19 protein-coding genes are annotated in these 26,572 nt (G+C 71.7%); 5 read left to right on the top strand and 14 right to left on the bottom strand.

Annotation, left to right across the window (positions count from 1 at the left end; all coding sequences use genetic code 11):
* Nucleotides 1-216 precede the first annotated feature (216 nt).
* Entirely contained in the window at nucleotides 217-2,493 is a 2,277-nt protein-coding gene (locus ACQPZO_RS21355) for a cellulose binding domain-containing protein (RefSeq protein WP_433343420.1), read from the bottom strand.
* A 245-nt stretch (nucleotides 2,494-2,738) separates the two neighbouring features.
* Between ACQPZO_RS21355 and ACQPZO_RS21360 the strand changes: the two genes are divergently transcribed.
* Nucleotides 2,739-4,187 carry a pyridoxal-dependent decarboxylase gene (locus ACQPZO_RS21360; RefSeq protein ID WP_433343421.1) on the top strand — a complete coding sequence of 483 codons (1,449 nt, stop codon included), beginning with the start codon at nucleotides 2,739-2,741 and terminating at the stop codon, nucleotides 4,185-4,187.
* A gap of 424 nt (nucleotides 4,188-4,611) precedes the next feature.
* Here the strand turns inward: ACQPZO_RS21360 and ACQPZO_RS21365 are convergent, their stop codons facing one another.
* Both ACQPZO_RS21365 and ACQPZO_RS21370 read right to left on the bottom strand, forming a co-directional pair.
* On the bottom strand, nucleotides 4,612-5,574 hold the full coding sequence (locus tag ACQPZO_RS21365; protein ID WP_433343423.1) for a sulfite exporter TauE/SafE family protein: 963 nt from the start codon (nucleotides 5,572-5,574) through the stop codon (nucleotides 4,612-4,614).
* Between the two features lie 179 nt (nucleotides 5,575-5,753).
* Nucleotides 5,754-6,224 (bottom strand): RrF2 family transcriptional regulator, encoded by a 471-nt coding sequence (locus ACQPZO_RS21370; RefSeq protein ID WP_433343424.1) that lies wholly within the window; start codon nucleotides 6,222-6,224, stop codon nucleotides 5,754-5,756.
* Nucleotides 6,225-6,440: 216 nt separating this feature from the next.
* On the opposite strand from ACQPZO_RS21370, the gene ACQPZO_RS21375 reads away from it, so the two are divergent.
* Together ACQPZO_RS21375 and ACQPZO_RS21380 are read left to right on the top strand one after the other, a co-directional pair.
* Nucleotides 6,441-7,865, top strand: a complete 1,425-nt coding sequence (locus tag ACQPZO_RS21375; RefSeq protein ID WP_433343426.1) for a protein kinase domain-containing protein — start codon at nucleotides 6,441-6,443, stop codon at nucleotides 7,863-7,865.
* 24 nt (nucleotides 7,866-7,889) lie between these two features.
* Complete coding sequence (locus tag ACQPZO_RS21380) at nucleotides 7,890-9,656, top strand: extracellular solute-binding protein (RefSeq protein WP_433343428.1); 1,767 nt, start codon at nucleotides 7,890-7,892, stop codon at nucleotides 9,654-9,656.
* Here the strand turns inward: ACQPZO_RS21380 and ACQPZO_RS21385 are convergent, their stop codons facing one another.
* The 3 genes from ACQPZO_RS21385 to ACQPZO_RS21395 form a co-directional block, all read right to left on the bottom strand.
* A complete protein-coding gene (locus ACQPZO_RS21385) occupies nucleotides 9,657-10,538 on the bottom strand; it encodes an acyl-CoA thioesterase (protein ID WP_433343430.1) in 882 nt (293 codons plus the stop codon). It lies immediately after the preceding gene.
* On the bottom strand, nucleotides 10,535-11,983 hold the full coding sequence (gene pyk / locus ACQPZO_RS21390) for a pyruvate kinase (protein ID WP_433343432.1): 1,449 nt from the start codon (nucleotides 11,981-11,983) through the stop codon (nucleotides 10,535-10,537). The genes ACQPZO_RS21385 and pyk overlap by 4 nt, the downstream gene beginning before the upstream one ends.
* A 279-nt stretch (nucleotides 11,984-12,262) precedes the next feature.
* A complete protein-coding gene (locus ACQPZO_RS21395; RefSeq protein ID WP_433343434.1) occupies nucleotides 12,263-12,628 on the bottom strand; it encodes a YciI family protein in 366 nt (121 codons plus the stop codon).
* 173 nt (nucleotides 12,629-12,801) lie between these two features.
* Between ACQPZO_RS21395 and ACQPZO_RS21400 the strand changes: the two genes are divergently transcribed.
* Nucleotides 12,802-14,427 carry a GMC family oxidoreductase gene (locus ACQPZO_RS21400; RefSeq protein WP_433343435.1) on the top strand — a complete coding sequence of 542 codons (1,626 nt, stop codon included), beginning with the start codon at nucleotides 12,802-12,804 and terminating at the stop codon, nucleotides 14,425-14,427.
* A 686-nt stretch (nucleotides 14,428-15,113) separates the two neighbouring features.
* Complete coding sequence (locus ACQPZO_RS21405; RefSeq protein WP_433351128.1) at nucleotides 15,114-15,557, top strand: nitroreductase family deazaflavin-dependent oxidoreductase; 444 nt, start codon at nucleotides 15,114-15,116, stop codon at nucleotides 15,555-15,557.
* A gap of 113 nt (nucleotides 15,558-15,670) precedes the next feature.
* On the opposite strand, the gene ACQPZO_RS21410 is transcribed toward ACQPZO_RS21405, so the two are convergent.
* The 8 genes from ACQPZO_RS21410 to ACQPZO_RS21445 form a co-directional block, all read right to left on the bottom strand.
* Nucleotides 15,671-16,186 carry an effector-associated constant component EACC1 gene (locus tag ACQPZO_RS21410; protein WP_433343437.1) on the bottom strand — a complete coding sequence of 172 codons (516 nt, stop codon included), beginning with the start codon at nucleotides 16,184-16,186 and terminating at the stop codon, nucleotides 15,671-15,673.
* A gap of 73 nt (nucleotides 16,187-16,259) precedes the next feature.
* Nucleotides 16,260-18,482 carry a M48 family metalloprotease gene (locus ACQPZO_RS21415; protein ID WP_433343438.1) on the bottom strand — a complete coding sequence of 741 codons (2,223 nt, stop codon included), beginning with the start codon at nucleotides 18,480-18,482 and terminating at the stop codon, nucleotides 16,260-16,262.
* 317 nt (nucleotides 18,483-18,799) lie between these two features.
* On the bottom strand, nucleotides 18,800-19,108 hold the full coding sequence (locus ACQPZO_RS21420) for a hypothetical protein (RefSeq protein WP_433343440.1): 309 nt from the start codon (nucleotides 19,106-19,108) through the stop codon (nucleotides 18,800-18,802).
* Nucleotides 19,105-19,323 (bottom strand): hypothetical protein, encoded by a 219-nt coding sequence (locus ACQPZO_RS21425; protein WP_433343442.1) that lies wholly within the window; start codon nucleotides 19,321-19,323, stop codon nucleotides 19,105-19,107. The genes ACQPZO_RS21420 and ACQPZO_RS21425 overlap by 4 nt, the downstream gene beginning before the upstream one ends.
* Nucleotides 19,320-19,505, bottom strand: coding sequence for a hypothetical protein (locus tag ACQPZO_RS21430; RefSeq protein ID WP_433343444.1), 186 nt, complete (start codon nucleotides 19,503-19,505; stop codon nucleotides 19,320-19,322). The genes ACQPZO_RS21425 and ACQPZO_RS21430 overlap by 4 nt, the downstream gene beginning before the upstream one ends.
* Nucleotides 19,506-20,078: 573 nt before the next feature.
* Nucleotides 20,079-21,578, bottom strand: coding sequence for a type I restriction-modification system subunit M (locus ACQPZO_RS21435; RefSeq protein ID WP_433343446.1), 1,500 nt, complete (start codon nucleotides 21,576-21,578; stop codon nucleotides 20,079-20,081).
* Complete coding sequence (locus ACQPZO_RS21440) at nucleotides 21,575-23,080, bottom strand: restriction endonuclease subunit S (RefSeq protein ID WP_433343448.1); 1,506 nt, start codon at nucleotides 23,078-23,080, stop codon at nucleotides 21,575-21,577. The genes ACQPZO_RS21435 and ACQPZO_RS21440 overlap by 4 nt, the downstream gene beginning before the upstream one ends.
* Entirely contained in the window at nucleotides 23,077-26,568 is a 3,492-nt protein-coding gene (locus ACQPZO_RS21445; protein WP_433343449.1) for a DEAD/DEAH box helicase family protein, read from the bottom strand. The genes ACQPZO_RS21440 and ACQPZO_RS21445 overlap by 4 nt, the downstream gene beginning before the upstream one ends.
* Between the last annotated feature and the right edge of the window lie 4 nt (nucleotides 26,569-26,572).

The following is a 26,572-nucleotide window of genomic DNA, read 5'->3' on the forward strand; positions in this document are numbered from 1 at the left end:
AAACACGGTCTTCATAACGGCGTCACCCCCGCGTCGCGGACGGCGCGTAACTTTGGTTCCGGTGGTGGTACGGCACTCCCCGGTCGGGACGGGTCGGGGGTGCCGCGGTGTGGTGCACCGGGCCGGAGCTGTGCGGATTCCGCGGCTGCGGCCCGGTGCCTGCCACCCTGCCGTGCCGGTGTCCCCGGCGGGCAGGGCATCCAGCACGACGAGCGCTCAGCGCAGGTAGATGTTCGGCACGGGCGGGGTTCCCATGCCGTCCCCGATGAAGAAGCCCGGGTGCGGCGGCTGGTTGTAGGCCGTGTTCTGCCACGCCATGGCGGCCCGGTACTGCGGGTCGTGCATCAGCGTGTGGATCCGGGTGCCGGTCGGGGTCGGGGTGCTGTAGATGCGCAGCGCGGTGTTGTCGCTGGTGCGCCACACGACCTCCTCGCGCCAGTCGCCGAGGATGTCGCCGGACAGCGCCGGGGTCGACTTGGTGCCGTTGTTGGAGCTGACGCCGCTGCCGGTGAGCAGTCGGGTCTCGCCGCCGGTGCCGTACTTGTCGATCTTCGTGCCGTCGAGGAGTTCGCGCACCGGGTCGCCGTCCCACCAGGCGAGGAAGTTCGCCGAGGACGGCTTGCGGCCGACGTTCTGGCCCCTGGTGTCGGCGAGACCGTCGACGGCGGACGACCAGGACTCGGCGCCGGGGCTGCCGGCCCAGATGTCGGCGCAGACGCCCCGGCCGTTGTCGCCGGAGGCGGCGGTCGACCAGATGATCTGCCCGGTACGGGCGTCGGCGAACCAGGAGCTGGGCTTGCTGGCGTCCTCGTCGACCTTGAAGATCTCCAGGCCGGCACGGCTGGGGTCGAGGTCGCCGACGTGCAGGGCGTCGCCGTGGCCGTTGCCGGTGGAGTAGAGCAGCCGGCCGTTGTCGTCGATGGTGGCCGCCCCGTAGACGATCTCCTGCCGGCCGTCGGCGTCGACGTCGGCGACGGAGAGCTGGTGGTTGCCCTGGCCGGCGGCGGCGGAGTTGCCGGAGGCGTTCGAGTCGAACGTCCACCGCCTGGTGAGGGTGCCGTCGCGGAAGTCCCAGGCGGCGATCACGGCGCGGGTGTAGTAGCCCCGGGCCATGATCAGTGAGGGGCGCTGGCCGTCGAGGTAGGCGGTGCCGGCGAGGAACCGGTCGACCCGGTTGCCGTAGCTGTCGCCCCAGGAGGAGACGGTGCCGCGCGGCGGGTCGTAGTTGACGGTGGACAGGATCGCGCCGGTCCGGCCGTCGAACATGGTCAGGTACTCGGGGCCGGACAGGACGTACCCGCTGGAGTTGCGATGGTCCGCCGAGGAGGAGCCGACGATCTGGCCGGTGCCGGAGCGGGTGCCGTCGGCGGTCTTCATGGCCACCTCGGCCCGGCCGTCGCCGTCGTAGTCGTACACCTGGAACTGGGTGTAGTGGGCGCCGGCCCGGATGTTGCGCCCGAGGTCGATGCGCCACAGCCGGGTGCCGGTCAGGGTGTACGCGTCGACGAAGACGTTGCCCGTGTAGCCGGACTGGGAGTTGTCCTTGGCGTTGGACGGGTCCCACTTGAGCACGATCTCGTAGCGGCCATCGCCGTCGAGATCGCCGACGCCGGCGTCGTTGGCGGCGTAGGTGTACGCCTCCCCGGTCGGGGTGGTGCCCCCGGCCGGCGGCTGGATCGGCACGTCGAGGTAGTCGCCCGCGAACTGGAGCGCCGGCCCGGACGCCGCCTGCTCGACGCCGTTCACCACGGCCCGCACCGTGTACGCCGCCCCGGCGGCGGCCCCGCTGTCGAGGTGGTTGGTGGCACCGGCGATCGGGCTGCCGTTGACCCTGGTCGAGCCCCGGTAGAGGTTGAACGACACCCCGGAGGTCTCGGTGCCCAGCAGCCGCCAGGAGACGAGGTTCCCGCTGCCGGAACGGACGCTGATCAGGCCCCGGTCGAGGTCCTCGACCTGCTTCGCCCCGGCGGGCGGGGTGGTGGGGGGCGGCGTGGTGGCCGGCGGTGGGGTGGTGGTGGGCGGGGGCGTGGTGGCGGGCGGGCTGGTCGTCGGGGTGGTGGTGCCGGTGCAGGTCGTGCCGTTGAGCGCGAAGCTCGCCGGAACGGGGTTGCTGGCGTCGTTCCACGAGGCGTTGAAGCCGAAGTTCGCGGTGCCGCCGGTGCCGATGGCGGCGTTGTAGCCGGCGTCGCGGGCGGTGACCTGGGCACCGGACTGGGTGACGGTGGCGTTCCACGCCTGGGCGACCTGCTGACCCGCGGCGTAGGACCAGGTGAGGGTCCAGCCGTTGACCGGGTCGCCGAGGTTGGTGACGGTGACGTCGGCGCCGAAGCCGCCGCCCCACTGGTTGGTGATCTTGTAATCGACGCGGCAGCCGGCGGCGGCCGAGGCTGCCACGGCGCCGAGGGTGCCGGCGGTCAGGGTGATGGCGGTGAGGGCGGTGGCCGCCGCCGCGGCGAGCAGGGCGGCGCGGCGACGGGATCTGCTGGGGTGCACGGGCGTGCCTCCGGGGAGGTCGGGCGCGCGGCGACGCGATGCCCGTCGGCCTGCCCTGGGCCGGCGGTGGCGGTGCGCCGCGCTGGGGCGGTGGGGGGACGCATTGACGTCCGTAGTTCGACTCCGCGCTGCACGAATGCTAGGACAACGCTTTCCGGCAGGCAACAGCCGCGCCGGCCCCGCGCGTCGGAAGCACCCCCGGACGGGACCTTGCCCTCGGCGGCGAGATTTGATCAACTCGGCGGATGGCTGAGCACATGGACCCCGAGGAGTTCCGCCGGGCCGGGCACGCGGCGGTGGACTGGATCGCCGACTACTGGGCGACGCTCGGGCGGCGCCCGGTCACCTCACCCGCCCCGCCGGGGACGCTGGCGGCCGCGCTGCCGACCGGCCCGACCACGCACGGCGAGCCGGTCGAGGCCCTGCTCGCCGACCTGGACGACCTGGTCACCCCGCACCTGACCCACTGGCAGCACCCGAGCTTCTTCGGCTATTTTCCGGCGAACACCTCCGGCCCGAGCGTGCTGGGCGACCTGATCAGCTCCGGGCTCGGCGTGCAGGGCATGCTGTGGGCGACCAGCCCGGCCTGCACCGAACTGGAGACGGTGGTGCTGGACTGGCTGGCCGGGCTGCTCGACCTGCCGCAGCGGTTCCGCTCCACCGGCAGCGGCGGCGGCGTGATCCAGGACTCCGCCTCCTCGGCGACCCTGGTGGCCACCCTCGCCGCGCTGCACCGGGCCAGCGGAGGCCAGTGGCGGGCCGCCGGGATCGACCGCCGCTACCGCGCCTACACCTCCAGCCAGGGCCACTCGTCCATCGAGAAGGCGGCCCGGATCGCCGGACTGGGCCTCGACGGGGTACGGGTGGTCGACGTCGACCCGGAAACCCTGGCCATGCGCCCGGACGCGCTGCGCGAGGCGATCCGGGCGGATCTGGCGGCCGGCGACGTGCCCGCGATCGTGGTGGCCACGATCGGCACGACCTCCACCACCGCCATCGACCCGCTACCGGAGATCGGCGCGATCTGCGCGGAACTCGGCGTCTGGCTGCACGTCGACGCCGCGTACGCCGGGGCGGCGGCGGTCTGCCCGGAGTTGCGCTGGTCGCACGCCGGTCTGGAGTACGCCGACTCGTACTGCTTCGACCCGCACAAGTGGCTGCTCACCGGCTTCGACTGCGACGCGTTCTGGGTGGCCGACCGGGGTGAGCTGATCGAGGCGCTGACGGTGCTGCCGGAGTACCTGCACAACGCGGCGACCGAGACCGGCGCGGTGATCGACTACCGGGACTGGCAGGTGCCGCTGGGGCGTCGGTTCCGCGCTCTGAAGCTGTGGTTCGTGCTGCGCTGGTACGGGGCGGAAGGGCTGCGGGCGCACATCCGCTCCGGGGTGGCCCTCGCCGACCGGTTCGCCGCCCACGTCCGCGCCGACGACCGGTTCACGCTCGCCGCGCCGCACCCGTTCTCGCTGGTCTGCTTCCGGCTCACCGCCGGCGACGAGGCCAGCGCCGAACTGCTGTCCCGGGTCAACGCCACGGGTCGGGTGTTGCTCACCCACACCCGGGTCGCCGGCCGGTACACGCTGCGCCTGGCGGTCGGCTCGCCACTGACCACACAGGCGCACGTGGACGAGGCATGGGAGCTGCTCTCCACCATCGCGGGGACGGTGCTGGAGGAGCCCGGAGCCAGCGGCTGAAGATCCGCGACAGCCCGACGGCACGCCCAGGGGGGTACGCCTTCCGGTCGCTATGGAGCTGCCCGCACAAACGGGGCATCAGCGCGTCACGTCACGGCGGGCACTCGAGGCTGCTGAACCAGCACAAGGTGCCCGACCGGCCGCAAGATGCCCGACCCCGACGCAAGATGCCCGACCGGGCTCATGCCGGACGTCGCCGAGGACACGCGCTACCGGTAGCGCAGACGGGGCAGCTCAATAGGCAGCCCAACAGCCCATGCAGCTGCCTCCCGTGGTCGCGAGACACAGGGCAATGCCGACCGGGCGACGCCTTGGCTCCGCAGCCCGGCGAGGCGCACCCCGGCCCTACCGGGCCGCCTCAGCGGCCAGCCACCAACCACCGCAGCCAGCCACCAGCGACCCCGAGTCCTCAGTCCTCCGACCGTCAGCCCTCGGCGGTGGCACTCACCGGGACGGGCCGCGACGGGGCGTCGTCCGCCACCGGGGCAGCCGGGGCAGCGACGGCGGCCTCGACCGTGGCACGGGCGCCGCGGACGCGGCGCAGCGCGCGGACGGCCAGGACGATCGCGACGAGCCAACCGGCGGCGAGGAGCCCGTAGACCAGCCACTGGGCCCCGCCGGCGGGGAGGCCGCCGACGCGGATCAGGGTGCGGGCGTTGGTCAGCACGATCACGCCGCCGATGGTGGCGCCGAGGAGTTGGGCGGGGACGATCCGGACCAGCCAGGCCGCGATCGGGGCGGCGATCAGGCCGCCGATCAGCAGGGCGGCGACGGTCGGCAGCAGGAAACCCTCGGTGCCGAGGCCGATCAGGAAGCCGGCGCTGGCCGCGCCCGCCACCACGAACTCGGCGGTGTCGACCGAGCCGATGACCTTGCGGGGCTCCATCCGGCCGGAGACCAGCAGCGCCGGGGTGGCGACCGGACCCCATCCCCCACCGCCGGTCGCGTCGACGAAGCCGGCGACCAGGCCGAGCGGGCCGAGGAACCGGCCGCGCAGCCCACCGGCGGCGCGGTTGACGCGCAGCGGCCGGGAGAAGCGCACCAGCAGGTACGCGCCGAGGGTGAACAGGATCGCGGCCATCCACGGCGCGGCCGCCTCGGTGGAGATGGCGCTGAGGAAGGTGGCACCGGCGAACGCGCCGAGCGCGCCGGGAACGGCGATGCGGGCGACCACCCGCCAGTCGACGTTGCCGAACCGCCAGTGGGCCACCCCGGCGGCGAGCGTGGTGCCGATCTCGGCCAGGTGTACCGAGGCCGACGCGGCGGCCGGGGCGACCCCGGCGACGAGCAGCAGGGTGGACGAGGTCAGCCCGTAGGCCATGCCGAGCGAACCATCGATCAGTTGCGCGACGAGCCCGACCAGGGCGAGGACCAGCAGCTTGCGCACGAGCGCCCCCTGACTTTGCGGCATATCCTATCGACTTGGTCGACAATGCGGCACGGGTCGCCCCGGGTCAAGTCCCCGATCGGCTGATGGGACGCGCCGGACGGCCGCACCCGTGGCGCGGTCGGCGATCCGTGGCGATGGAGGGTGGCGCGGGTGGCGCGAGGCGCGGGTGGCGCCGGTCAGCTCCAGGCGCGCGGGTCGGCGGCCAGTTCGTTGACCCGCGCGGGGAGCGTGCCGTTGGCCACGTCCGCGACGGTGACCAGTTCGAGGATCTCCCGCTCGCTGGCCCGCAGGGCGATCCACACGTCCTGCAACGCCCGGGCGGCGCCGAGGTAGCCGAGCTGCTCCGGGCGCTGCCCCCGGACGTGTGCCAGCGGCCCGTCGATCACCCGGATCACCTCCGCCAGGGAGATGTCGGCGGCCGGCCGGGCCAGCCAGTACCCGCCCTCGGGGCCGCGCTGGGCGTGCACGATCCCGCCGCGGCGCAGTTGCAGCAGGATGCTCTCCAGGAACTTCGGCGGAATCTCCTGTGTCTTGGCGATCTGCTCGGCCGTCACCGGGCGGGCCCGGCCGGCGCCGGCACCCTCGGCGACCGCCGCGAGTTCGGCGGCCGCGCGGAGGGCGTAGTCGACCCGAGCGGAGAGACGCATGTCGGCCAGGTTAGTCGCCGAGCCGACCGGCCAGGCTGCCGCCCCTCGGCCGAACGGTCGAACCTCCCTCGCCCCACCGCCCGGCCGGGCGGCTCTCGTCGGTGGCGCGGTCGTGGCACCATACCCGTGTCGTCGCACGACGGGGACCCGACGACGCGTCAGCGCGCAGAGCGGAAGACAGCCAGGCCGATAGGGGCAGCGACAGCGATGCCGGATATGACGCCGCTGGGTCCGCGGGATCCGGACCGGGCGGGCCCCTACGAACTGCTCGGCCGCCTCGGTGCGGGCGGCCAGGGCGTGGTCTACCTGGGCCGCGAACAGCAGGGCGGGTTCGTCGCCGTCAAAATGATCAACCTCGACCTGCACCACAACCCGCGCGCCAAGGCCCAGTTCGCCAAGGAGATCGCCGCCGCCCGGCGGGTAACGCCGTTCTGCACCGCGCAAATCCTTTTCGCGGACGTGGACAACGACCCGCCCTACGTGGTGAGCGAGTACATCGAGGGCCCGACCCTGCAACGGCACGTCCGCGAGTACGGCCCGGTCACCGGCAACGCCCTGCACCGGCTGGCAGTGGGCACCGCCACCGCGCTCGCCGCGATCCACCAGTCCGACGTGGTGCACTGCGACCTCAAGCCGGACAACGTCGTCCTCGGCGCGGACGGCGCCCGGGTCATCGACTTCGGCATCGCCCGGGCCCTCGACGTCACCGAGACGATGACCAGCAGGATCATGGGCACCGCGCCATACATGGCGCCGGAGCGGTTCCGCGACGACGAGGTGGGCCCGGCCAGCGACGTGTTCGCCTGGGCGGCGACCATCGCGTTCGCCGCGGCGGGCCGACCGCCGTTCGGCACCGGGACGGTCGTTGCGGTGATGAACCGGGTGCTGCACGACCCGCCGGATCTGGCCGGCCTCTCCGGTCCGCTGGGCGAGCTGGTCGGGCAGTGCCTGGACAAGGACCACCGGGCCCGGCCGCCGGCCGAACAGGTCCTGCTGCGCCTGCTGGGGCACACCCCGCACGCCGGGGCGCCGGTGCCGATCCAGACGGCGCTGCGGGCGGGCACCGACGCGGCGGCCACCCAGCTGGTCCCCCGCCAGCCGGCGATGCACGAGCCGACCGGGTACCCACCGACGACGCACGGACCGACCACGTACCAGCCCACGACACACGGGCCGACGGCTCCCCCGCCGACCGCCTACCAGCCGACCACCCACGGGCAGACCGGGTACCCACCGACCGCCCAGAGCCAGACCGCGTACCCGCCGGCCACCCAGACCGGGTACCCGCCGACGACACACGGGCCGACGGCACCCTCGCCGGCCACGTACCGGCCGACGGCGCGCGGGCCGGCGCGGGACACGTGGTCGCGGCGGGTGCGCCGGCAGTACGCCGATGCCTGGGGGATCTCGGCCGCCATCTTCCTGGGCGCGACCGGTGGGGCCGCCGGATACGTGGCGACCACCGCCCCGGGCACCGCCGCCGCCGTGGGGGCGGTGACCTTCGTCGTGGTCTACGGTGTCCGTCTGCTCGTCGCCACCGCGCTGCCCGGAGCCGCCGCACCGGACGCCGCCGCACCCGACGGGTCCGGGGCGGCGCCCACGTCCGACCGGGGCGGCCCCGCGGCCTACCCCGGCGCCTGAACCCGCGAACCCCTGGAGGATCCGATGGCCACCGGTCAGCCTTCCGCCCGGCCATGGTTGCCGTTGACGGTGGCCGTCGTCGCCGGGTTCGCGGTCATCGCCGCGGCGTACGTGATCGTGCGGCCGGACCCCGGCGCGGACCGCTCCTCGTGCGTGGCGCTGGAGGTGAACTCCTCGACGGAGAAGGACCAGTTGCTCGGCCAACTCGCCGCGAAGTACAACGACAGTGATCGGCGCTTCGGCGGGCGCTGCGCCCAGGTGACCGTGCACGGGCTCAACTCGGGCAAGGCGATGGAGGCGTTGGCGGGCGGTTGGGCCAGGCAGCAGCCGGCGATCCCGGCGCCGCAGGTGTGGCTGCCGACGTCGTCGCTGTGGACCGGTCGGCTGCGGCTGCTGGACGAGACGAACGGCCGGCCGGTGCAGACCCCCGACAAGTACCCGTCGATCGCGAACAGCCCGCTGGTCATCGCCATGCCCAAGGAGAAGGGCGAGCTGGTGCAGCAGCGCGGCCCCCTCGGCTGGGCGGACGTCCTCGGGCTGTCCGGGGACCAGGGCTGGGCGGCCTTCGGCCGGCCCGAGTGGGGCCGGTTCACCTTCGGCAAGGACAACCCCAACCTGTCCACCTCGGGGCTGGCGGCCACCATCGCGACCTACTACGCGGCGGTGCAGCGCTCCAGCGACCTGACCGAGCCCGACCTGGCGCAGCCCGCGGTGACCCGGTTCGTCCGCGAGATCGAGGCGAACGTCTCGCACTACAGCGACGACTCGGTGGACCTGCTGCGCGACCTCGCCGAGGCGGACCTGGGCGCGGGCGGTGACGCGCGGACGCGGGACATGAGCGCGGTCGTGGTGCAGGAGGAGCTGGTCTACCAGTACAACCAGGGGCAGCTGAGCCCCACGCCGGGCCAGAAGCCCCGGGTCCCGCTGGTGGCGGTGCACCCGAAGGAGGGCACCTTCAACCTCGACCACCCGTACGTGGTGCTGCCCTCGGCGGACGAGGCGCAGCGCGCGGCGGCGCAGGACTTCCTGCTCTTCCTCCAGGACGACCAGCAGCAGCGCAGCTTCGCCGAACTCGGCTTCCGCGACCACGAAGGCCGGCCCTCGGACGAACTGGTGGCCGTCGTGCGGGGCGGGTCGGCCGGGAACCTCAACTACTTCGATCCGCCGGAGCCGGAGGTGGTGGACGCGATCCTGCGCGGGTGGAGCACGCTGCGCAAGAAGGCGAACATCCTGTTCGCCGTGGACGTCTCCGGCTCGATGACCAAGAAGGTCGGCGGCAAATCCCGGCTCCAGGTGGCCACCGGCGCCGCCGGCAAGGCGGTCGGCCTGCTCAACTCGGCCGACCAGGTCGCCCTCTGGTCGTTCTCCTCGGAGACGTCGCAGCGCCCGAAGCCGCACCGCGAGGAGCTTCGGCTCGCGCCGTTCAACAAGGCCGGCTTCACCGGCAAGCTCGGCGGCCTGAAGGCCGACGGCGGCACCGCGCTGTACGCGACGGTCCGCGCCGCGCACCGCCAACTGCTCGACGACTACGACCCGGACCGGATCAACGCGGTGGTGGTCCTCACCGACGGCAAGAACGAGTACCCGAAGGACAGCGACCTCGCCCGGCTGCTCAAGGACATCGCGCTGGACCCGGAGCGGCCGGTTAAGGTCTTCTGCGTCGCCTTCGACCAGGACTCCGACTTCGCCACCCTCGACAAGATCGCCAAGGCCAGCGCCGGCAAGGCGTTCGACGCCAGGGACCCGGCGACGATCGACGAGGCGTTCGTGAAGCTGGTCAGCAGCTTCTGATCAGGTGCCGACCCGGCGCAGCAGGCCCTCCTGCACGACGCTGGCGACGTGCCGGCCGTCGGAGGTGAAAACCCGGCCGGTGGCCAGCCCGCGCGCGCCGGAGGCGGACGGGCTGCCGGAGTCGTACAGGAACCACTCGTCGGCCCGGAACGGCCGGTGGAACCACAGGGCGTGGTCGAGGCTGGCCCCGACCACGCCGCCGGGCCCCCACACCTCGCCGTGTACCGACAGCACCGAGTCCAGCAGGGTCAGGTCGGAGGCGTACGTCAGGGCGCAGGCGTGCAGCAGCGGGTCGTCGGGCAGCTTGCCGTCGATGCGCATCCAGACCCGCTGGTGCGGGTCGGCGGGCCGGTCACCGGGGCGGACCCAGCCGGGCTCGCCCACGTAGCGCACGTCGATCGGGCGCGGGATCTGCCCCCAGATGCCCAGCCGCTCCGGGTAGCGGGACAGCCGGTCGGTCATCGTGGGCACGTCGTCCGGCGCGGGCACGTCCGGCGGGGTGGGGGCCTGGTGGTCCAGGCCCTCCTCGGTCCGCTGGAACGACGCCGACATGAAGAAGATCGGCTGGTCGTGCTGGAGCGCCACCGAGCGGCGCACGGAGAACGACCGGCCGTCGCGGACGTTCTCCACCTGGTACTCGATGGGCTCGGCCGGGTCGCCGGGCCGGACGAAGTAGCCGTGCAACGAGTGCACGAACCGCTCCGGGGCGACGGTGCGGCCGGCGGCGACCAGGGCCTGGCCCGCGACCTGGCCGCCGTACACCCGCTGCGGACCGACCGAGGGGCTGACCCCCCGGAAGGTCATCTTGTCGGTCTGCTCCAGGTCGAGGACCCCGAGGAGCTGATCGACGGCAGCCTGGCCGACGGCGGCCGGGTCGGTCACTGCAACGCCCGCGCGGACGCCGCGTCGACCAGCGAACCGAGCTGGTGCACCCGCAGGGTGTTGGTGGAGCCGGGGGTGCCGGGCGGGCTGCCGGCGACGATTACCACGTAGTCGCCGGGGTTGGCCCGGTCGAGCCCCAGCAGCGCCTGGTCGACCTGGCGGAACATCTCGTCGGTGTGCTCGACGAACGGCATCAGGAACGTCTCCACGCCCCAGCAGAGGGCGAGCTGACTGCGCACCTCGGGCACCGGGGTGAAGGCCAACAGCGGCAGGTCGCAGTGCAGCCGGCTGAGCCGCTTGACGGTGTCACCGGTCTGCGAGAAGGCCACCAGGGCCTTCGCGCCGATGGCCCGGGCGATCGAGGACGCGGCGACGGTGAGCGCCCCGCCGTGGGTGCGCGGGTCGTGCTGGAGCCGGGGCACCCCGATCGAGCCGGCCTCGGTGGTGGTGATGATCCTGGCCATGGTGCTGACCGTGAGCACCGGGTACTTGCCGACGCTGGTCTCGCCGGACAGCATCACCGCATCGGCGCCGTCGAGCACCGCGTTGGCCACGTCGGAGGCCTCGGCGCGGGTCGGCCGCGAGCTCTCGATCATCGAGTCGAGCATCTGGGTGGCCACGATGACCGGCTTGGCGTTCTCCCGGCAGAGCTGCACGGCGCGCTTCTGCACCAGGGGGACCTGGTCCAGCGGCATCTCGACGCCGAGGTCACCGCGGGCGACCATGACGCCGTCGAAGGCCAGCACGATCGCCTCGAGGTGGTCGACCGCCTCGGGCTTCTCGACCTTGGCCAGGACCGGCCGGTACAGGCCCTCCTCGGCCATGATGTTGTGCACGAGCTTGATGTCCTCCGCCGAGCGGACGAAGGAGAGCGCGATCATGTCGACGCCGAGGCCGAGGGCGAAACGCAGGTCCTCGGCGTCCTTGTCCGACAGGGCCGGGACGCTGACGGCCACGTTGGGCAGCGAGACGCCCTTGTTGTTGGAGACCGGGCCACCCTCGGTGACCAGGCAGCGGATGTCGTTACCGACCACATCGCTGACCTCGACGGCCACCCGACCGTCGTCGATCAGCAGCCGGTCGCCGGCCTTCACCTCCTGCGGAAGCTTGCGGTAGGTGCAGGAGACCCGCTCCTTGGTGCCGAGGATCTCGTCCCCGGTGATCACCACGGAGTCGCCGGTGCGCCACTCGTGCGGGCCGTCGGCGAACCGGCCGAGCCGGATCTTCGGGCCCTGGAGGTCGGCGAGCAGGGCCACCGGCCGGCCGGCGGCGTCGGAGGCCTCGCGGACGAGTCGGTAGACCGCCTCGTGGTCCTCGTGGCTGCCGTGGCTGAAGTTGAGTCTCGCCACGTTCATGCCCGCCTCGACGAGCCCCCGGATGCGCTCCGGGGACGAGGTGGCGGGGCCAAGAGTGCAGACGATCTTCGCGCGGCGTGTCACGCCCATCAGGCTAGTCTCTCCTCCGGGTCGGTCTACGGGCCGACCCCTTTCGGATTGCGGAACAGTTCTGCGACGACGCGTCACACCCGCGCACCCGGCGGGCGGACTCACACCCGGAACCATCGTCCGGAATCGTCGTGTCGGCGGGCATCGGCGACCGCGCGCCGGGAATCGTACCGCCCGGCGTCACCTCCCTCGGGCGCGCTCCCCACCACGGGGCGACGGTATCAGCGCACGGGCCGCGACCGCCGTCACGATGCCGACACCCCGCCGGCCGCCGAGCGGTCAGCTCTCCGTCTTGGCCAGGGGAAACTCCACCGCGCCGGCCGGGCAGAGGAACGTCATCACGTCCACCCGGTAGAGCCCGGCCTGCACCGCCGGGTCTGCCTCCATGACGCTGCGTATGTCGTCCACCGAGCCGGTGCGGGCCAGCCCGAAGCCGATCGGCGGGTCGGGCTCCCGGGCGGGGCCGTCGATCGAACCGGCGACCAGCACGATGCCCCGTCGTTGCAGGGCCCGCATGTGTTCGGTGTGCTCGGCCTGCAACCGCTGGACCGTCTCGTCGGGCAGGGCCCGCCCGGAGGGACCCGGGTAGAGCACGATGCACTCGTAGGTGTCGAGCGCGAAGTCGACCTGCGGCATCCCCGTCATGGTGCTCCTCCCCCTGGCCAGCGTCGCACGGGCGGGCCGGCGGCGGGGCCACTCGGCCCGATCCGCCACGCCGGGTGACCCGTCGCATGCGCGGGGCGACCCCGACCTTTCCCCTCGGTGATCGAGCAACTACCTTCTGAGTGGTTCTCGTATCCGTCGAAGCGGGAGGCCCCGTGCAGGAGTACGACTACGTCGTGGTGGGCGCGGGTGCCGCCGGGTGCGTGCTGGCCAACCGACTGAGCGAGGACCCGGCGACCCGGGTGCTGCTGGTCGAGGCGGGCGGCTGGGACCGCAGCCCCTTCGTGCGGCTGCCGAAGGGGTTCAGCCGGCTGATGGACGACCGACGCACCGCGTGGCACTACCCGGCGGAGGCGGCGCCCGCGCGGCGCGAGGTGTGGCAGCGCGGCCGGCTGGTCGGCGGGTCCAGCTCGATCAACGGCATGGTGTACGGCCGGGGCGACCGGGTCGACTGGGACGGGCTGGAGCGGCTGGGCAACCCGGGCTGGGGCTGGGACACCCTGCTGCCGATCTTCAAGCGGCTGGAGGACCACCCGCTGGGGGCCTCCGAGATGCGCGGCGCGGGCGGGCCGCTGCGGCTGTCCTCGGCGACCGGCACCGACGAGCTGTGCGAGGCGACGATCGGCGCCGGGGAGGCGCTGGGCTGGCGTCGGGTGGACGACCTGAACGCCGAGGACGGCGAGCGGATCGGCTACGTCACCGCGACGATCCGCGACGGACGCCGGGTCAGCGCCGCCGACGCGTTCCTGCACCCGGTCCGGGACCGACCCAACCTGACCGTGGCCGTGGAGACGGAGGTGCTGCGGCTCCTCGTCCACGCCGGCCGGGCCATCGGGGTACGGACCCGCCGCGCGGGACGGACGGTCGACTATGCCGCCTCGGCCGAGGTGATCCTCGCCGCCGGGGCGATCGCCAGCCCGCAACTGTTGCAGGTCTCCGGGGTCGGGCCGGCGGACACGCTGCGCCGGGCCGGGGTGAGCGTGCTGCTGGACCGGCCCCGGGTGGGGCGCGGGCTGCGCGAGCACCGGTCGACGCCGGTGCAGTTCCGGCTGGCCGGCAACGGCGGGTACAACCACATGCTGGGCAGCCTGGTCGGGCAGGGGCTGGCCGCGCTGCGGTACGCGCTGACCCGGCGCGGGCCGCTGAGCCTGCCCGTGCAGGACATCGGGGCGCACTTCCGCTCCACCCCCGACATCGATCATCCGGACGCGCAGTTGCTGGTCGCGCCCTTCTCGGCGGCGCCACGCCGCCCCGGTCACGCGCTGGAGCTGGAGTCCGAGCCGGGGATGATGGGGCTGTGCACGGTCACCCGGCCGGACAGCGAGGGCAGCCTCACCATCACCTCGGCCGACCCGTCGGCCCCGCCCCGGATCGTCGCCAACTACCTCGACACCCCGCACGACCGGCGGGTCGCCGTGAACGCCTTCCGGCGGATGCGGGAGCTGTTCGCGACGGACCCGGTCGCCGGGCGCATCGCGGTGGAGACCGTGCCCGGCCCGGAGGTGCGCGACGACCGGGAGATCGTCGAGGCGACGCTGGCGCTGGGCTACTGCGGGTACCACGCGGTGGGCACCTGCGCGATGGGGCCGGGCGACGAGCACGTCGTCGACCCCGAGCTGCGGGTACGCGGGATCGACGGGCTGCGGGTGGTGGACGCCTCTGTGCTGCCGGTGCTGGTGTCGGGTTACCTCAACGCCCCGGTGATGGCGTTGGCCTGGCGCGCGGCCGACCTGATCCTGGGCCAGGTGCCGCAGCCGACGGGTGTCGGACCGGCGTCGTAGCGTCCCCGGGCATGGGAACGAGTTATCAGAGCATTCTGGCCGTCGGCGAACTGGTCGCCGTGCGCGCTGCGGTGGGTGACGCCGGCCGGGAGGCGTACGTGACGGCGGTCGGGCCACGGCGGTGGGCGGTCGTGCCCCGCGAGGAGGAGGAGAGCGGCTACGCCGAGGTCGACGACCTGGCCGAGCTCATCAGCGTGGCGACGGGCGAGCCGGCGGTGGCCTTCAACGTGTTCGACTCCGACGTCATGTCGGCCACCGTCTACGTCGCCGGCGAGCTGGCGCACGACTACGTCTCCGACCGCTCCTGGGTCACCGAGTACTGGGACGACGACGACAACGAGTTCCTGGCCGGCTTCGACGGCACCCTGTACCAGGTGGACGGCCCGCTGCCGCCACCCGGCCCGTCCGGGGCCGACCCGGCGGCGTTCGTGGCGCTGGGCGTGGGCGAGGTCGACCCGGAGCGCCTGGGCGCGGCGCTGCGCGGCGACGTGCCGCTCGACGACGCGCCCCGGCTGTTCGCCGAGTGTCAGCATGCCGAGATCCTCGACGCGCTGGGTCTCCACCCGTGCCCGCTGACCCGACCGTTCCGGCACGCCCACCTCGAGCACGTGCCCGCGCCCCTTCACCTGGTCGCTACCCTCCGGGGGGACGCAGGGGGCGTACCGCGAGCGCGAGGAGACGACGGCATGGCCGCACCGGAGCAGGGCGAATCGATCGAGGAGAGCCCGGTCGGCTGGGTGGCCGAGCACGTGCGGCGGTACGTGGCGACCGACGGCACCGAGGGGGCCACGTACCAGGGCTACGACGCGCTGCTGGTCACCACCCGGGGCCGCAGGTCCGGCAAGCTGCGGCGGACCGCGTTGATCTACGGGCGGGACGGCGGCCGGGTCGTGCTGGTCGCCTCCAACGGGGGCGCGGCGGCGCACCCGTACTGGTACCTGAACCTCGTCGCCGACCCGGAGGTGGAGGTGCAGATCGGTGCCGAACGTTTCCGGGGCCGGGCCCGGACGGCCGCCGCCGAGGAGCGGCCCCGGCTGTGGGAGCTGATGACGAAGGTCTTTCCCCAGTACGCCCGCTACCAGCGCGACACCGACCGGGAGATCCCGGTCGTGGTGGTCGAGCGGGCCTGACCGCCGGGACTCCCGGTCGTGCCGCACGGGCGGGCCGGTCCGGCCCCGCCCGCGCCACCGGGCGCGACCGCCTCGACCCGCCCGTGCGGTACGCGCCGCGCGGGCGGCGTCGGTCAGGCCGTCGGGGTGCCCGCGTCACCGCCGGGGCCTGGGCCGGCGGCGCCCCGCCCGACGGCCGGCGGCTCGGCGTCTGCCCCCGCTCCGGTCAGCGGGGCGCCGTCGGCCGCCGGCAGCGCCCGGTCGGGCCGGTCGGCGTCCTGCGCCGCCTGCCGGAGCGCCCGGGTCGCCTGGTCGATCAGCTTCGTCGCGTCCGTCCGGCCGTTTACCTGGACCTCCACCTCGGAGTCGCCCACCTGGATGCGGATGCTCACCTCGGTGCGCTGTTGGTCGACCCAGCTCTGCAACAGGCCGAACAGCCCCGGCAGCAGCGCCTGGGCCACCACCGCGATGATCACCGCGTCGCTGAACCCGGGTCGGCCGCCGGTCCGGCCGCCGGAGTCCCGCACCCCGGCACGGAACTCGGGGCGCTGGTGCAGCCAGGTCAACAGCGGCACCCGGGGCGGCCGGGCGGTGCGCGGCACGAGCACCATCCGCACCGGCTGCCGGGCCCCGGTCGGGGTTCCGGTCACGTGGTCCCTCTCCTTCATTGGTCTCCTCCGCCGGCCACCGGCGAGCGGCCGTTCCCGTCATCGCCGGCCGGCCTCACTCGCCGGGCTGGAACGTCAGCCTGCCGTCCACCACCGACAGGACGCCGGTGACATCGAACGTGTCGTCCTCGGTGAACGGGCTGGTTCCGTAGAAGCCCTGGGTGGTACCGGTGGCCACGGCCGTCCCCTGGGCCTCGTACGGCGTCGTGACCTGGGCCGTGGTGGGGCCGGTCAGGGTCAGCTCCACCTTCGGGTACTCGGTGATCCTCCAGGCGATCTTCTTGACCGTATCCCCGGTGTAGTAGCGGAACGGGCAGTTCTCCGGCGCGGCCACCTGCTTCGCGGCGCAGGCGTCCAGGTACTTCCGTACCTCCTGATCGGCCGTCGACCGGGCGGTCGGCGTCAGGGTCGGCGTCAGCCGTATGTCGCCGATGTTGCCCTGCCCGGGTACGGCCAGGACGACCTGCGGCGGGGTCTCGGCGAGCAGGTTGGACTGCCCGCCCACCGTGTACGCCCCGGGCAGCAGCGGAACGCTCTTCCCCTCCGGCCCGACCGGCACCGACACCCCGTTGATCGTCAGGCCCGCCTGCCCGGCCGGCAGGCCGAGCCACGGGGAACTCTCGCTGATCCCCCAGCCGTGGAAGACCCCCAGGGTGGCGGACTCCTCCCGCTCCAGGTGCAGCTTCGCGGTCGCCTTCCGGCCGGCGAGGGTGAAGTCGACCGTGGCGACCGCCTCGTCGCCGTCCCGCTCGATCGACGTCACATCGACGTCCTTGGGCGGCTGGTAGTCCTTCGCCTCGACCAGCGCGGCGAGCAGTTCCAGGTCGCCGCCGGACGGTCGTACGCCGGGGGCCAGCGACTCCAGGGCCGCGCGGGCGTCGTGGTCGGCCAGCCCCGAGAAGTACCCGTCGACCACCGTCGCCGGCCGGAAGAACGCCCACTGCGCCGCCCCGAGCAGGGTGCCGCCGAGGCCGCAGGCCAGCGCCAGCAGGCCGGCCACCAGCACGGCCCGCGGGGACGCGATCGCCCCCGGCCGCCCGAACAGGTCCTCGGCGGTGACCGGGGCAGCGTCCCCGGCGGGCCGCTCGGCACCGTCGGCCGCCGGGGCGAGCCGCTCCAGGCGGTCCAGCCGCAGCTCGGACGCGGGATGGGTGGCGCAGACCGCCTCGTCCCAGCCGCTACGCCCGCTCTCGAAGGACTTGCGCTGCTCCAGCATGTCCCGCATGCCCCGGGCGTGGCCGGCGAGTACGGCGCCGGCGTCGGCGCGGTACTCGGCGGCCCGGACGTCCCGGGAGTGCGGCGGCAGCACCACGTACTTCATGGTGAGCAGCACGGGCCAGAAGAAGACGAACACCACGAGGTTGGTGGCCGGGTGCGGGAAGGTCCGCATCAGCCACGCCGGCACCGCGTGCACCAGCACCAGCGGCAGCGCCACCCCCCGGACGAACGCGCCGGTCACCTCGTCGCCGGTGTGCCAGTGCACCAGTTCGTGGCTGAGCAGCGCCGCGATGTCCTCGTCGGACTCGTCGAGCAGACTGGTGGTGACCACCACATGCCGGGCGTACGCGCGGGCGTTGGTGAGCACCGGGTCGTCCTCGATGAGCAGCCGGGGCACGTTGGGCAGGCCGAGGGCGCTCGCGCAGTCGTACAGGATGGGTCGGAGCCGTTCGGTCTCGCGGCGGCTGAGCTGACGCGCCCCCGAGACGGTCAGCAGCCAGGGCTCCCACAGCACCCGGTAGAGGGTGTAGAGCACGCCGACCAGGGCGGCGGCCACCACCATCCCGACCAGGCCGGTGAACAGGTTGGCCGGCTCGTCGAGCGCGTCGCGCCACGGCCACACCAGCACCACGAGGAAGCCGGCCAGGAAGCCGATCGCGAAGCCGGCGAAGCCGCCGAGCACCCCGCCGGACCGGTTGAGGAAGGCCTCGAGCAGCGCACCCACCAGGGGCGTGTCCCGCAGCACCGACGGCATGGCGTCGGGAGCGTCGCTGCCGCCGGTGACCAGGCCGGAGCCGGCGAAAGCGACTCCGCCCAAGACCGCGAAGAGCAGGGCGACGGGTACGTAGAACCAGGTGGCCAGGAACGCGCCCAGCACGCCGCGCCAGTCGCGCAGAATGCCAGCGCGCAGCCAGACCAGGGCGTTGGGGTAGCCGAGGGGACGGTTGGCGAAGCTCTTGCCGAGCCGGGACCCGTCGCCCGGCTCGGTGGCCGGCTCGGGGTCGGTCAGTGTCTCTACGGTGGCGGGCCTGACCTGCCGGTCAGTTTCCGGGTCGCGCACGGCGGCTCCTCGACTCGGCCGCCACCGGGGCGGGTGGCGAACGGGGACGGTTCACGGGCACGGCGTATCGGACGGGCGGCTCGGCCGACCGTCGGAGGAATTGCGCAGGTGCGGAGAATAGCGTCGTCCCGCTGATGGAATCGACGTCGGCACATTACCTGTCCAGAATGGATCTCGCTACCAGTATTCCTACAGTGCCTCGCGACAGACGTAAGGTTGACAAAGCCCGACCGTGACAGTTCCACGAAAGTGAACCCGCCGTGCTATTCCCCGAGGTGAAACACCGATGCCGCTCGAACGTGGGGAAGCGCGCGAAGCTATGAACCCGCGAGCGGCGCCGACCGCCGAGGGGCCGGCTGTCGCGGCCGGCGCGCCCGGCGGTCGGCCGGGGCCGGGGTCAGCGCGGAGGGGGCCAGCACCCGGAGCCCGGCCTTCTGGACGAAGATCGACCGTCGCGCGACCGCGTCACCCCTGTCGTCGAGCTGGTAGCCGTCGAGCCAGATCCAGCCGTCGTACGTGATCCAGTCCGCGTGCACGCGGATCAATCGGAAGAAGATCGGCTGCACGAACTGAGCGCTCGCCGCCCGGGTCACGTGGAGAAGCGTCCCGGCGCGGAACTCGATCACCGCACCCAGCCGAGGAAGCGGCGGTGGAGCGTGCCGGCCGGGGCCCAGTTGATGTCCTGGCTGGCGGCCACGTAGTACGAGCCCATCAAGAGCGCAAGGGAGATCGACGCGGAGGCGTACTCCTGGAGGAGTTCGTTTCGGCGAGTGGCACAGGGCCAGGGGGCGGAGCAGCCGGCGCAGAGCCAGAGGGGCAGGACGGGGCCGTGGTCGGTCACTGGTCCTCACCCGGCCAGTTTTCCCGGCTGATCGGGATCCGGTGTCTGTGGCGGCAGGGCAGCTCGTTGCCGCACTTGCAGACGTACCGCCACCTGATCCACGACCAGACCGGCCGGTGCCGGCGGGCCAGCGTCATGGCCGTAGCGAGCAGATACTCCTTGAATGTGACGGTTCGCCGCATATGAACAGCATCGCCGTCAGCCAGGGGTTTAGTCAACAGGCAATAGCCGATTGACTAGAGATTACCACCCTACGTTCGATCTATGGACCATGGCCCGGGGCTCCTCATGGGGCCCTACGAGATCGCCGAACATCTCCCGCGCCGCCCGGCGGGACCGCTCGCACAGGGCGGCCCGGCGGCTTGACGTCCACTCTTGCTCCACCTGGGCACGCTGCGCCTTGGCGCGGGCCAAGCCCTCAGCGGTGACGATCAGGCCATGTCGGACGGATTCGACGTCCATTTCCTCGGCGCGCATCCGGTCGCGGATGGCACTGACGACATACGCACTGGCGTTGGGCTCGCGCTCCAAGCGTTCTGCAACGTCCTGAGGGAGCAAGAACGATTTCTTGCTCCCCGTCCCTGTCATACGAGGAAGCCTACCGATCGCATCACCGACGGCAGCGCCGCCACACGCGCAGCCGAGGCTGGGGTATCACTTGCCCGACGCACCCTTGCGAACGGCTCCGCAAGAACGGCCGTTGTCGCTGACGGACACGCCGGGCAAACGCACACCTTATCTCGTTCGGGCGACGATCAAGTTGCGTCAGGTCCCGGGCTCGGCGTGCCGAGCGCCTCCGCGATCGCGGCGAACTCGCGCAATGCCGCCTGTAGGTCCTCGACGATCTCCTGCGCGATCACCTCGGGCGGCAGGAGCGCGTCGGCGTCCTCCAGGGAGGCGTCCTTCAGCCAGGTGATGTCGAGGTTGACCTTGTCGCGGGCGATCAGCTCGTCGTACGAGAAGGCCCGGAACCGTTCGGTCTCCACCCGCTCCGACCGGTCCTTGCTTGGCAGGTAGCAGTCGACGAAGTCCTGGAGGTGTTCCCGGCGCAGCGGGTTCTGCTTGAGCGTGAAGTGCTGGTTGGTGCGGAAGTCGTACACCCAGAGCTTTTCGGTCCACGGCTGCTCGCGGGCGCGCTTGCGCTCGAAGAACAGCACGTTGGCCTTCACCCCGCCGGCGTAGAAGATGCCGGTGGGCAGGCGCAGCATGGTGTGCAGGTCGTACTGCTTGAGCAACCGGCGGCGGATGGTCTCCCCCGCGCCACCCTCGAACAGCACGTTGTCTGGCAGGACGACCGCCGCCCGCCCGTCGATCTCCAACAGCGCGGCGATGTGCTGGACGAAGTTGAGCTGCTTGTTGGCGGTGGTGGCCCAGAAGTCGGCGCGCTCGATCTCGCGCTCCTCCCGGCTGGCCTTGCCGCCCTCCCCCACCATCCGGATCGACGAGCTGCGCCCGAACGGCGGGTTGGCGAGCACCAGGCTGATCCGGCTGTCCGGCTCCGTGCCGAGCGCGTCGCGCACCGCGATCAGCGACGGACCATTGGGAGTGCCGATGCCGTGCAGCAGCATGTTCATAGCGGCCAGCCGCGCGGTGCCGTCGACCAGTTCGGTGCCGGTGATCGCCCCGTTGGCGAGCCGACGCCGCTGGTCGGGGGTGAGCGCGCTGCCGTGGTGGCGCTGGATGTGCTCGAACGCCGCCAGCAGGAAGCCGCCCGTGCCGCAGGCCGGGTCGGTGATGCTGTCGTCGGGGGTGGGCAGCATGCAGTCGACCATCGCGGTCGTCAGGGCACGCGGGGTGAAGTACTGGCCCGCGCCGGACTTCGCATCCTCCGCGCCCTTGGCCAGCAGTTCCTCGTAGGCGTCGCCCTTGACGTCGACCCCGGTGCCCGACCACTTCTCCTTGTCAATCAGGTCGACGATCAGCCGCTTGAGCTTCGCCGGGTCCTGGATCTTGTTCTGCGCCTTCCGGAAGATGGTGCCGAGCGTGCCGTCCTCTCGGGCCAGGCCGGTGAGGATGTGCCGGTACTGCACCTCCAGCGCGTCGCCCTCGGCGTCGAGCAAGGTTTGCCAGCTCAGCTCGTCCGGCACGATCTGCTCGGGCTTGAGCTTCCGGTTGGCCCGCTCGTTAGCCATCTTGAGGAACAGCAGGAACGTCAACTGCTCCACGTAGTCGATGGTCGAGACGCCGTCGTCGCGGAGCACGTCGCAGTAGTTCCAGAGCTTCTGCACCAGCCGGCGCGAATCCACGGTGCTCACAGCGGCAAAGCCTCCTGCTGGTAGTCGTCGCCGGTCACCCTGGTCGGCGGAGCCGGCAGCTCCTTGGCGGTACGTCTGCGGGTGCGCTGCTTCGGGACACTGGCCGCCCGCTCGGCCTTGATCCGGGCAAGCAACTCCGACGCCGGCTCATCGTTCGGGTCCTGCGGCACCAGCCGCCCCGCAAATGCCTCGGCCAGCAATGATGTCCACAACTGAAGGGCCTTCTCACGAGCTACGCCGACGGCACTCTCCATGCCATCCAGCAGCGACAGATACTGCTCGGCGGCCTGAACGAGTGCCTCCTGTTCGGCGCGCGGCGGAATAGGCACGGGGAATTTCTTCATCTTGCCGAGGCTGATGGACGCCAAGTTGACGCTCTGGAGTCCGTTGACCTCAAACCACCGCCGTCCGAATCCGTTGGCGTGCCAGGCCAGCAGCTTCGGATGTAGCAGGCCATCTCTGATACGTGCGCGGAAGACGTGATTCTGGTGGATGCAGTCAGGCAACTGCCCCTCCCAGATCCAACCCCTACCCAGCTTGTCCCGGTCCCCTCCCTCGTTCAGAAGCACGTCACCCATGCGGAGCCGTAACTGCTCAACCTTTTTTGGAGGAACCATTATGCGGGCGACGTCCGAGAGATCGAGGAGCGCGCGCTGCACGTTGGCAACCCGCAGGTAGGGCACTTCGATGTAATCCGTATTCGACTGCCGCTTGCTGTCCTTAGTGACACCACCGACGACATCAGCGATGTCCTCCAATCGCTTCCACTGCCATGCCTCCGGGAGGGCAGGCAGCTCGCCATCCGACACCGCCGCTGGCTCCAATGGGCGAGCCACACCTCGCGGGGCATCTAGCCCAAGTTGCCCCACACCTGCCAGGAACATCACCTGATCACGGAACTTACTAATGCGCGTCGCGGTGTTCTTAAGCTGCTGAAGACCGACAGAACAGTGCGCGAGGTGGACATCTAGGACAGCAACGATTCGACGCTGCTCAGATATCGGGGGGAAAGGCAAGGGAATACCCTCGACCGTCCGCGATGAAAGATGCTTCACCGTCACAGAGGAGGTTTTCTCTCGAATCGCATCTAAATAGCCTTGAAGCACAAGCGTCAGGAAACGCGCATCATAGGCGTCATGTTCACGAACGGATACCCTACAAACACGCTGGTTCAGCAGGCCCTGAGGTCCACTCCATGCAGCAACACGGAAATCGCCATCCATCCCAACAAGAATGTCACCGGAATTTACGAGGTAGCGCGACTCGAAGTCACCGGAGTAATAGGTACCCGATCCAGACCTACCCACATCGCGAATCCTGATCAGTGGAAGGCCTTCCTTCTTCACATTGAAGAACCTGGATGAGAAGGCAGCGCCATTCTGTACATCCGCGATATCGCCCAAGCCAACCCGTTCCCAGGACTCATGCTTCGAAAGCAGTCCTGGATCCGGCCGAGCTTCCGCTTCCGCCACGATTTCCCGAACACTGAGCGTAAGCGTCATGCGGACAGCTCCTGGTTCAGTTCGTCGAGCAGCGGCTCGGCCCGTTCGCCGAACGTGTTGGCGTACCCGTCGATGCCGCCGCGTTCCGTGAACGGGGCTCCCTCCAGGTCGTCGGTGGTGATTTCCACGCTGACCGCTATCACGTCCTTGATCCTCTCCAGCCACCACGCCTGATCGGCAGTGAACGTAGCCCCCGCCTGCTCCTGCGACAGCAGCCACCCACGGAAGCGCTCCTCTATGGACGTCCGGTATGGACGCAGCTCCTGGTCGAGCCCCAGCTCGTACCGGATCAGGGCGACCAGGTCCGCCACCCCGCGTGACCCGCTTTCCGCTGACGTCCGTCCGAGCAGGACGTACGCCTTCCACAGCGACTCCGGCGTCCACGCCTGCGGGGGCCGGGCGATCCGCGTGGCCAGCTCGTTGAGCTGGTCGTAGCTGATCCGGCCCTTGCCCTCGTAGAAGACCTGCAACGCGGTGATCTCGTCGCGGTGCTGCTCCAGGTACTCGTGCCAGCTCTTCACGGTCACCCGGGCGCGCTCCTCGGCCGGCACCCCGGCCGCCGAGACGAGCTTGTCGACGTTGACCTCGTCGATGGTGATGTCGTGCGCCCGCCGGATCTCCAGGATGCGTTCGCGGAGCTGCGGGTTCGCGGCGAGCGGGCGCAGCGCGCCGGCCAGCAGGTCGCGTACGGCCTCCGGCCCGGCCTGCGTCGCCGGGTTGAGCTGTTCGGGGGCGACGGCGTCGACCAGCCCGCGCACGACGCCCTTGAGCGGCTGCCCGCCCAGCTCGGCCAACTCCTGGCGCTCGGCGTCAGTGAGCTGGTGGTCGAGCCGGGACAGCCGGGAGGCGAGGGTGGCCACCTCGTCGGGGTTGGCGGTGAGGGTGCCGGCCTTGCGGAGCAGGTCGCGCAGCGAGATCTGCTTCTCGGTGTGCCGTTGCAGCGGCACCGCCTCGTCCAGGTCGGCCTCGGTGACGCCGACCGCGTCGACGATGACGAACCGGTCCTTGACCTCGGCGTCGGGGGTGACGGACTGGAAGTCGGCCGGGTCGATGGTGCGTGCCCCGCGCCCCTTCATCTGCTCGAAGTACGTGGCGCTGCGCACCGGCCGGAGGAAGAAGACGCACTCCAGGGGCTTGACGTCGGTGCCGGTGGCGATCATGTCGACGGTCACCGCGATCCGCAGCTCCGGGCTGTTGCGGAACGCCTGGATGAGGGTGTCCGGGTTGTCGCCGTCCCGGCGGGAGGAGTAGGTGATCTTCTTGACGAAGTCGTTGCCGCGCCCGAAGACGAGGCGGACCATGGCGACGATCTCCTCGGCGTGGTTGTCGTCGCAGGCGAAAATCAGCGTCTTCGGCACCGTCGAGCGGCCGGGGAAGATCTCGGCGAACAGCCGCTCCCGGAAGGTGTCCAGCACCAGCTTGAGCTGCCCCTTGGAGATGACCGACCGGCCGACCTGACGACCGGCGTACGTGAAGTCGTCCTCCAGCTCCTGGTAGCGCTCGGCGCGGGTCCGGCGGTCACGCAGCGGCACGACGGTGCCGGCCTCGATCTTCTGCCCGGACTCGGTGATCTCGGTCTTGATCCGATACACGTCGAAGTTGACGTTGACGCCGTCGGCGACCGCCTGCTCGTAGGTGTACTCGGAGACGAGGTGCTGCTGGAAGAAGCCGAGGGTCTGCTTGACCGGGGTCGCGGTCAGCCCGACCACGAACGCGTCGAAGTACTCGATGACGGCCCGCCACTTGCCGTAGATCGACCGGTGACACTCGTCGACCACGATCAGGTCGAACGTCTCCGGCGGGAGCTGCGGGTTGTAGCCCACCTCGGCCGGCTCGTCGAGGTCGTAGCTGTCGTACGCCCGGTCGTCGAGGTCCACGTCCGGCAGCTCGGCGCCGCGCAGCGCCCCGTACAGCCGCTGGATCGTCGAGATCACCACGTTCGACGAGTCGAGCATGCCGGCCCCGGAGAGCCGGTCGACGTTGTACAGCTCGGTGAACTTCCGCCCGTCGTCCGGGGTCTGGTAGCCGGCGTACTCGCGCAGGGTCTGCTTGGCGAGGTTGTTCCGGTCGACCAGAAACAGGATGCGGCCGGCGCGGGCGTGCTTGAGCAGCCGGTAGCTGGCCGTGACCGCGGTGAACGTCTTCCCCGCCCCGGTGGCCATCTGGATGAGCGCGCGGGGCCGGTCCTCGGCGAGGGACCGCTCCAGGCCGTCGACGGCGTCGATCTGCGCCGGGCGCAGGCCGAGCCGGTCCAGCGCCGGCATCCGGCGCAGCCGGGCCCGCAAAGTGGGCGCGGCCGGCTCGTCGTCCGCCTCCCGCATCCACCGCGCGAGCGTCTCCGGCCGGTGGAAGGCAAACACCTCGCGGGTACGCGGGAAGGGGTCGAGCCCGTTGACGAAGGTGGTCTCGGTGCCGGTGGCGACGTACCCGAACGGCAGGGCCGCGTCCCGCCGCCAGGCGCTGAACCGCTGCTCCTTGGTGAGCCCGGTCAGGTACCGGTCGAGCTGCGCCTCGACGCCACGCGGGGCGGTGCCCTCGCGCTTGGCCTCGATCACCCCGACCAGGCGCTGGTCGACGTAGAGCAGGTAGTCGGCGCGGCCGGTCGCCAGGGTCACCTCCCGCACGGCGATGCCCGTGGCCGCGTACAGGTTGAGCTGGTTCTCGTCCTGGACCGACCAGCCGGCTGCGGCGAGCTGCCGGTCGATCTCGATGCGGGTCTGCGCCTCGTTCAGCGGCTCGTGGGAGGCGCGGCGGGCGCGGGCGATGAACTCCTCCCGCTTGCCGGCGGAGACCTTCGCCGGCTTCGCGCTGTCGAACGCCTGCTGCGCCGCCCCGACGGCCGGCTCCAGGCTGGTCACCAGCGCGGCGGCCTCCGCCCGGCGGGCGTCGGCGTCCCGCACCGCCCTCTCGGCGGCCAGGGCCGCGTCGGCCTGGGCCTGGGCCAGGGAGCGCTTCCCCTCCAGCAGCAGCTTGGCGTCGGCGAGTTCCCGCTTGTACCGGTCGATCTCAACCTGCAGGCCGGCCGCGATCGCGGCGGGGACCTGGGCGGGCGGAGGGGTGGGCGGCACGAAGCCGATCGGCGAGCGGTCGTCGGTCGTCGCGCGGTAAAACCACAGGCCCAGCTCGAAGCAGGTACGCAGCAGCTCCAGCGCCTCGCGGAGCTCACTGAGGTGCCCGTGCACCGCGTCGTTGCCGACGTTGCGCAGCCGTTCGAAGGCGGCGTACACGTGCGGGACGAGGGTGCCATCGGCGTTGAGCGCCTGCACCTGGTGCACGAACTTGGCGCTCTGCGGCTTCGCCCCGGTGCGCCGGACCAGGTCGCGGGCCAGCACCTCGCCGAAGCTGCGGGTCTTCACCATCGCGGCCTGGGCATCGACGTAGACGAGCGATTCCGCGCCCGCCCCGTACCAGACCAGCAGCGGATGGCTCTTCAAGAACCCGAAGTTGGCGGACTGCTCCGCCAGGCGACGTACCTTACGAGGATCCACGACT

The organism is Micromonospora sp. CA-111912 (assembly GCF_050948415.1).
GTDB lineage: Bacteria > Actinomycetota > Actinomycetes > Mycobacteriales > Micromonosporaceae > Micromonospora.

Coding starts and splice junctions, on each gene's coding strand:
- ACQPZO_RS21395 (WP_433343434.1), bottom strand. CDS start 12,628: ATGACGGGGATGCCGCAGGTCGACTTCGCGCTCGACACCTACGAGTGC.
- ACQPZO_RS21430 (WP_433343444.1), bottom strand. CDS start 19,505: ATGCGGCGAACCGTCACATTCAAGGAGTATCTGCTCGCTACGGCCATG.
- ACQPZO_RS21405 (WP_433351128.1), top strand. CDS start 15,114: ATGGCCGCACCGGAGCAGGGCGAATCGATCGAGGAGAGCCCGGTCGGC.
- ACQPZO_RS21440 (WP_433343448.1), bottom strand. CDS start 23,080: ATGACGCTTACGCTCAGTGTTCGGGAAATCGTGGCGGAAGCGGAAGCT.
- pyk (WP_433343432.1), bottom strand. CDS start 11,983: ATGGGCGTGACACGCCGCGCGAAGATCGTCTGCACTCTTGGCCCCGCC.
- ACQPZO_RS21375 (WP_433343426.1), top strand. CDS start 6,441: ATGACGCCGCTGGGTCCGCGGGATCCGGACCGGGCGGGCCCCTACGAA.
- ACQPZO_RS21380 (WP_433343428.1), top strand. CDS start 7,890: ATGGCCACCGGTCAGCCTTCCGCCCGGCCATGGTTGCCGTTGACGGTG.
- ACQPZO_RS21360 (WP_433343421.1), top strand. CDS start 2,739: ATGGCTGAGCACATGGACCCCGAGGAGTTCCGCCGGGCCGGGCACGCG.
- ACQPZO_RS21370 (WP_433343424.1), bottom strand. CDS start 6,224: ATGCGTCTCTCCGCTCGGGTCGACTACGCCCTCCGCGCGGCCGCCGAA.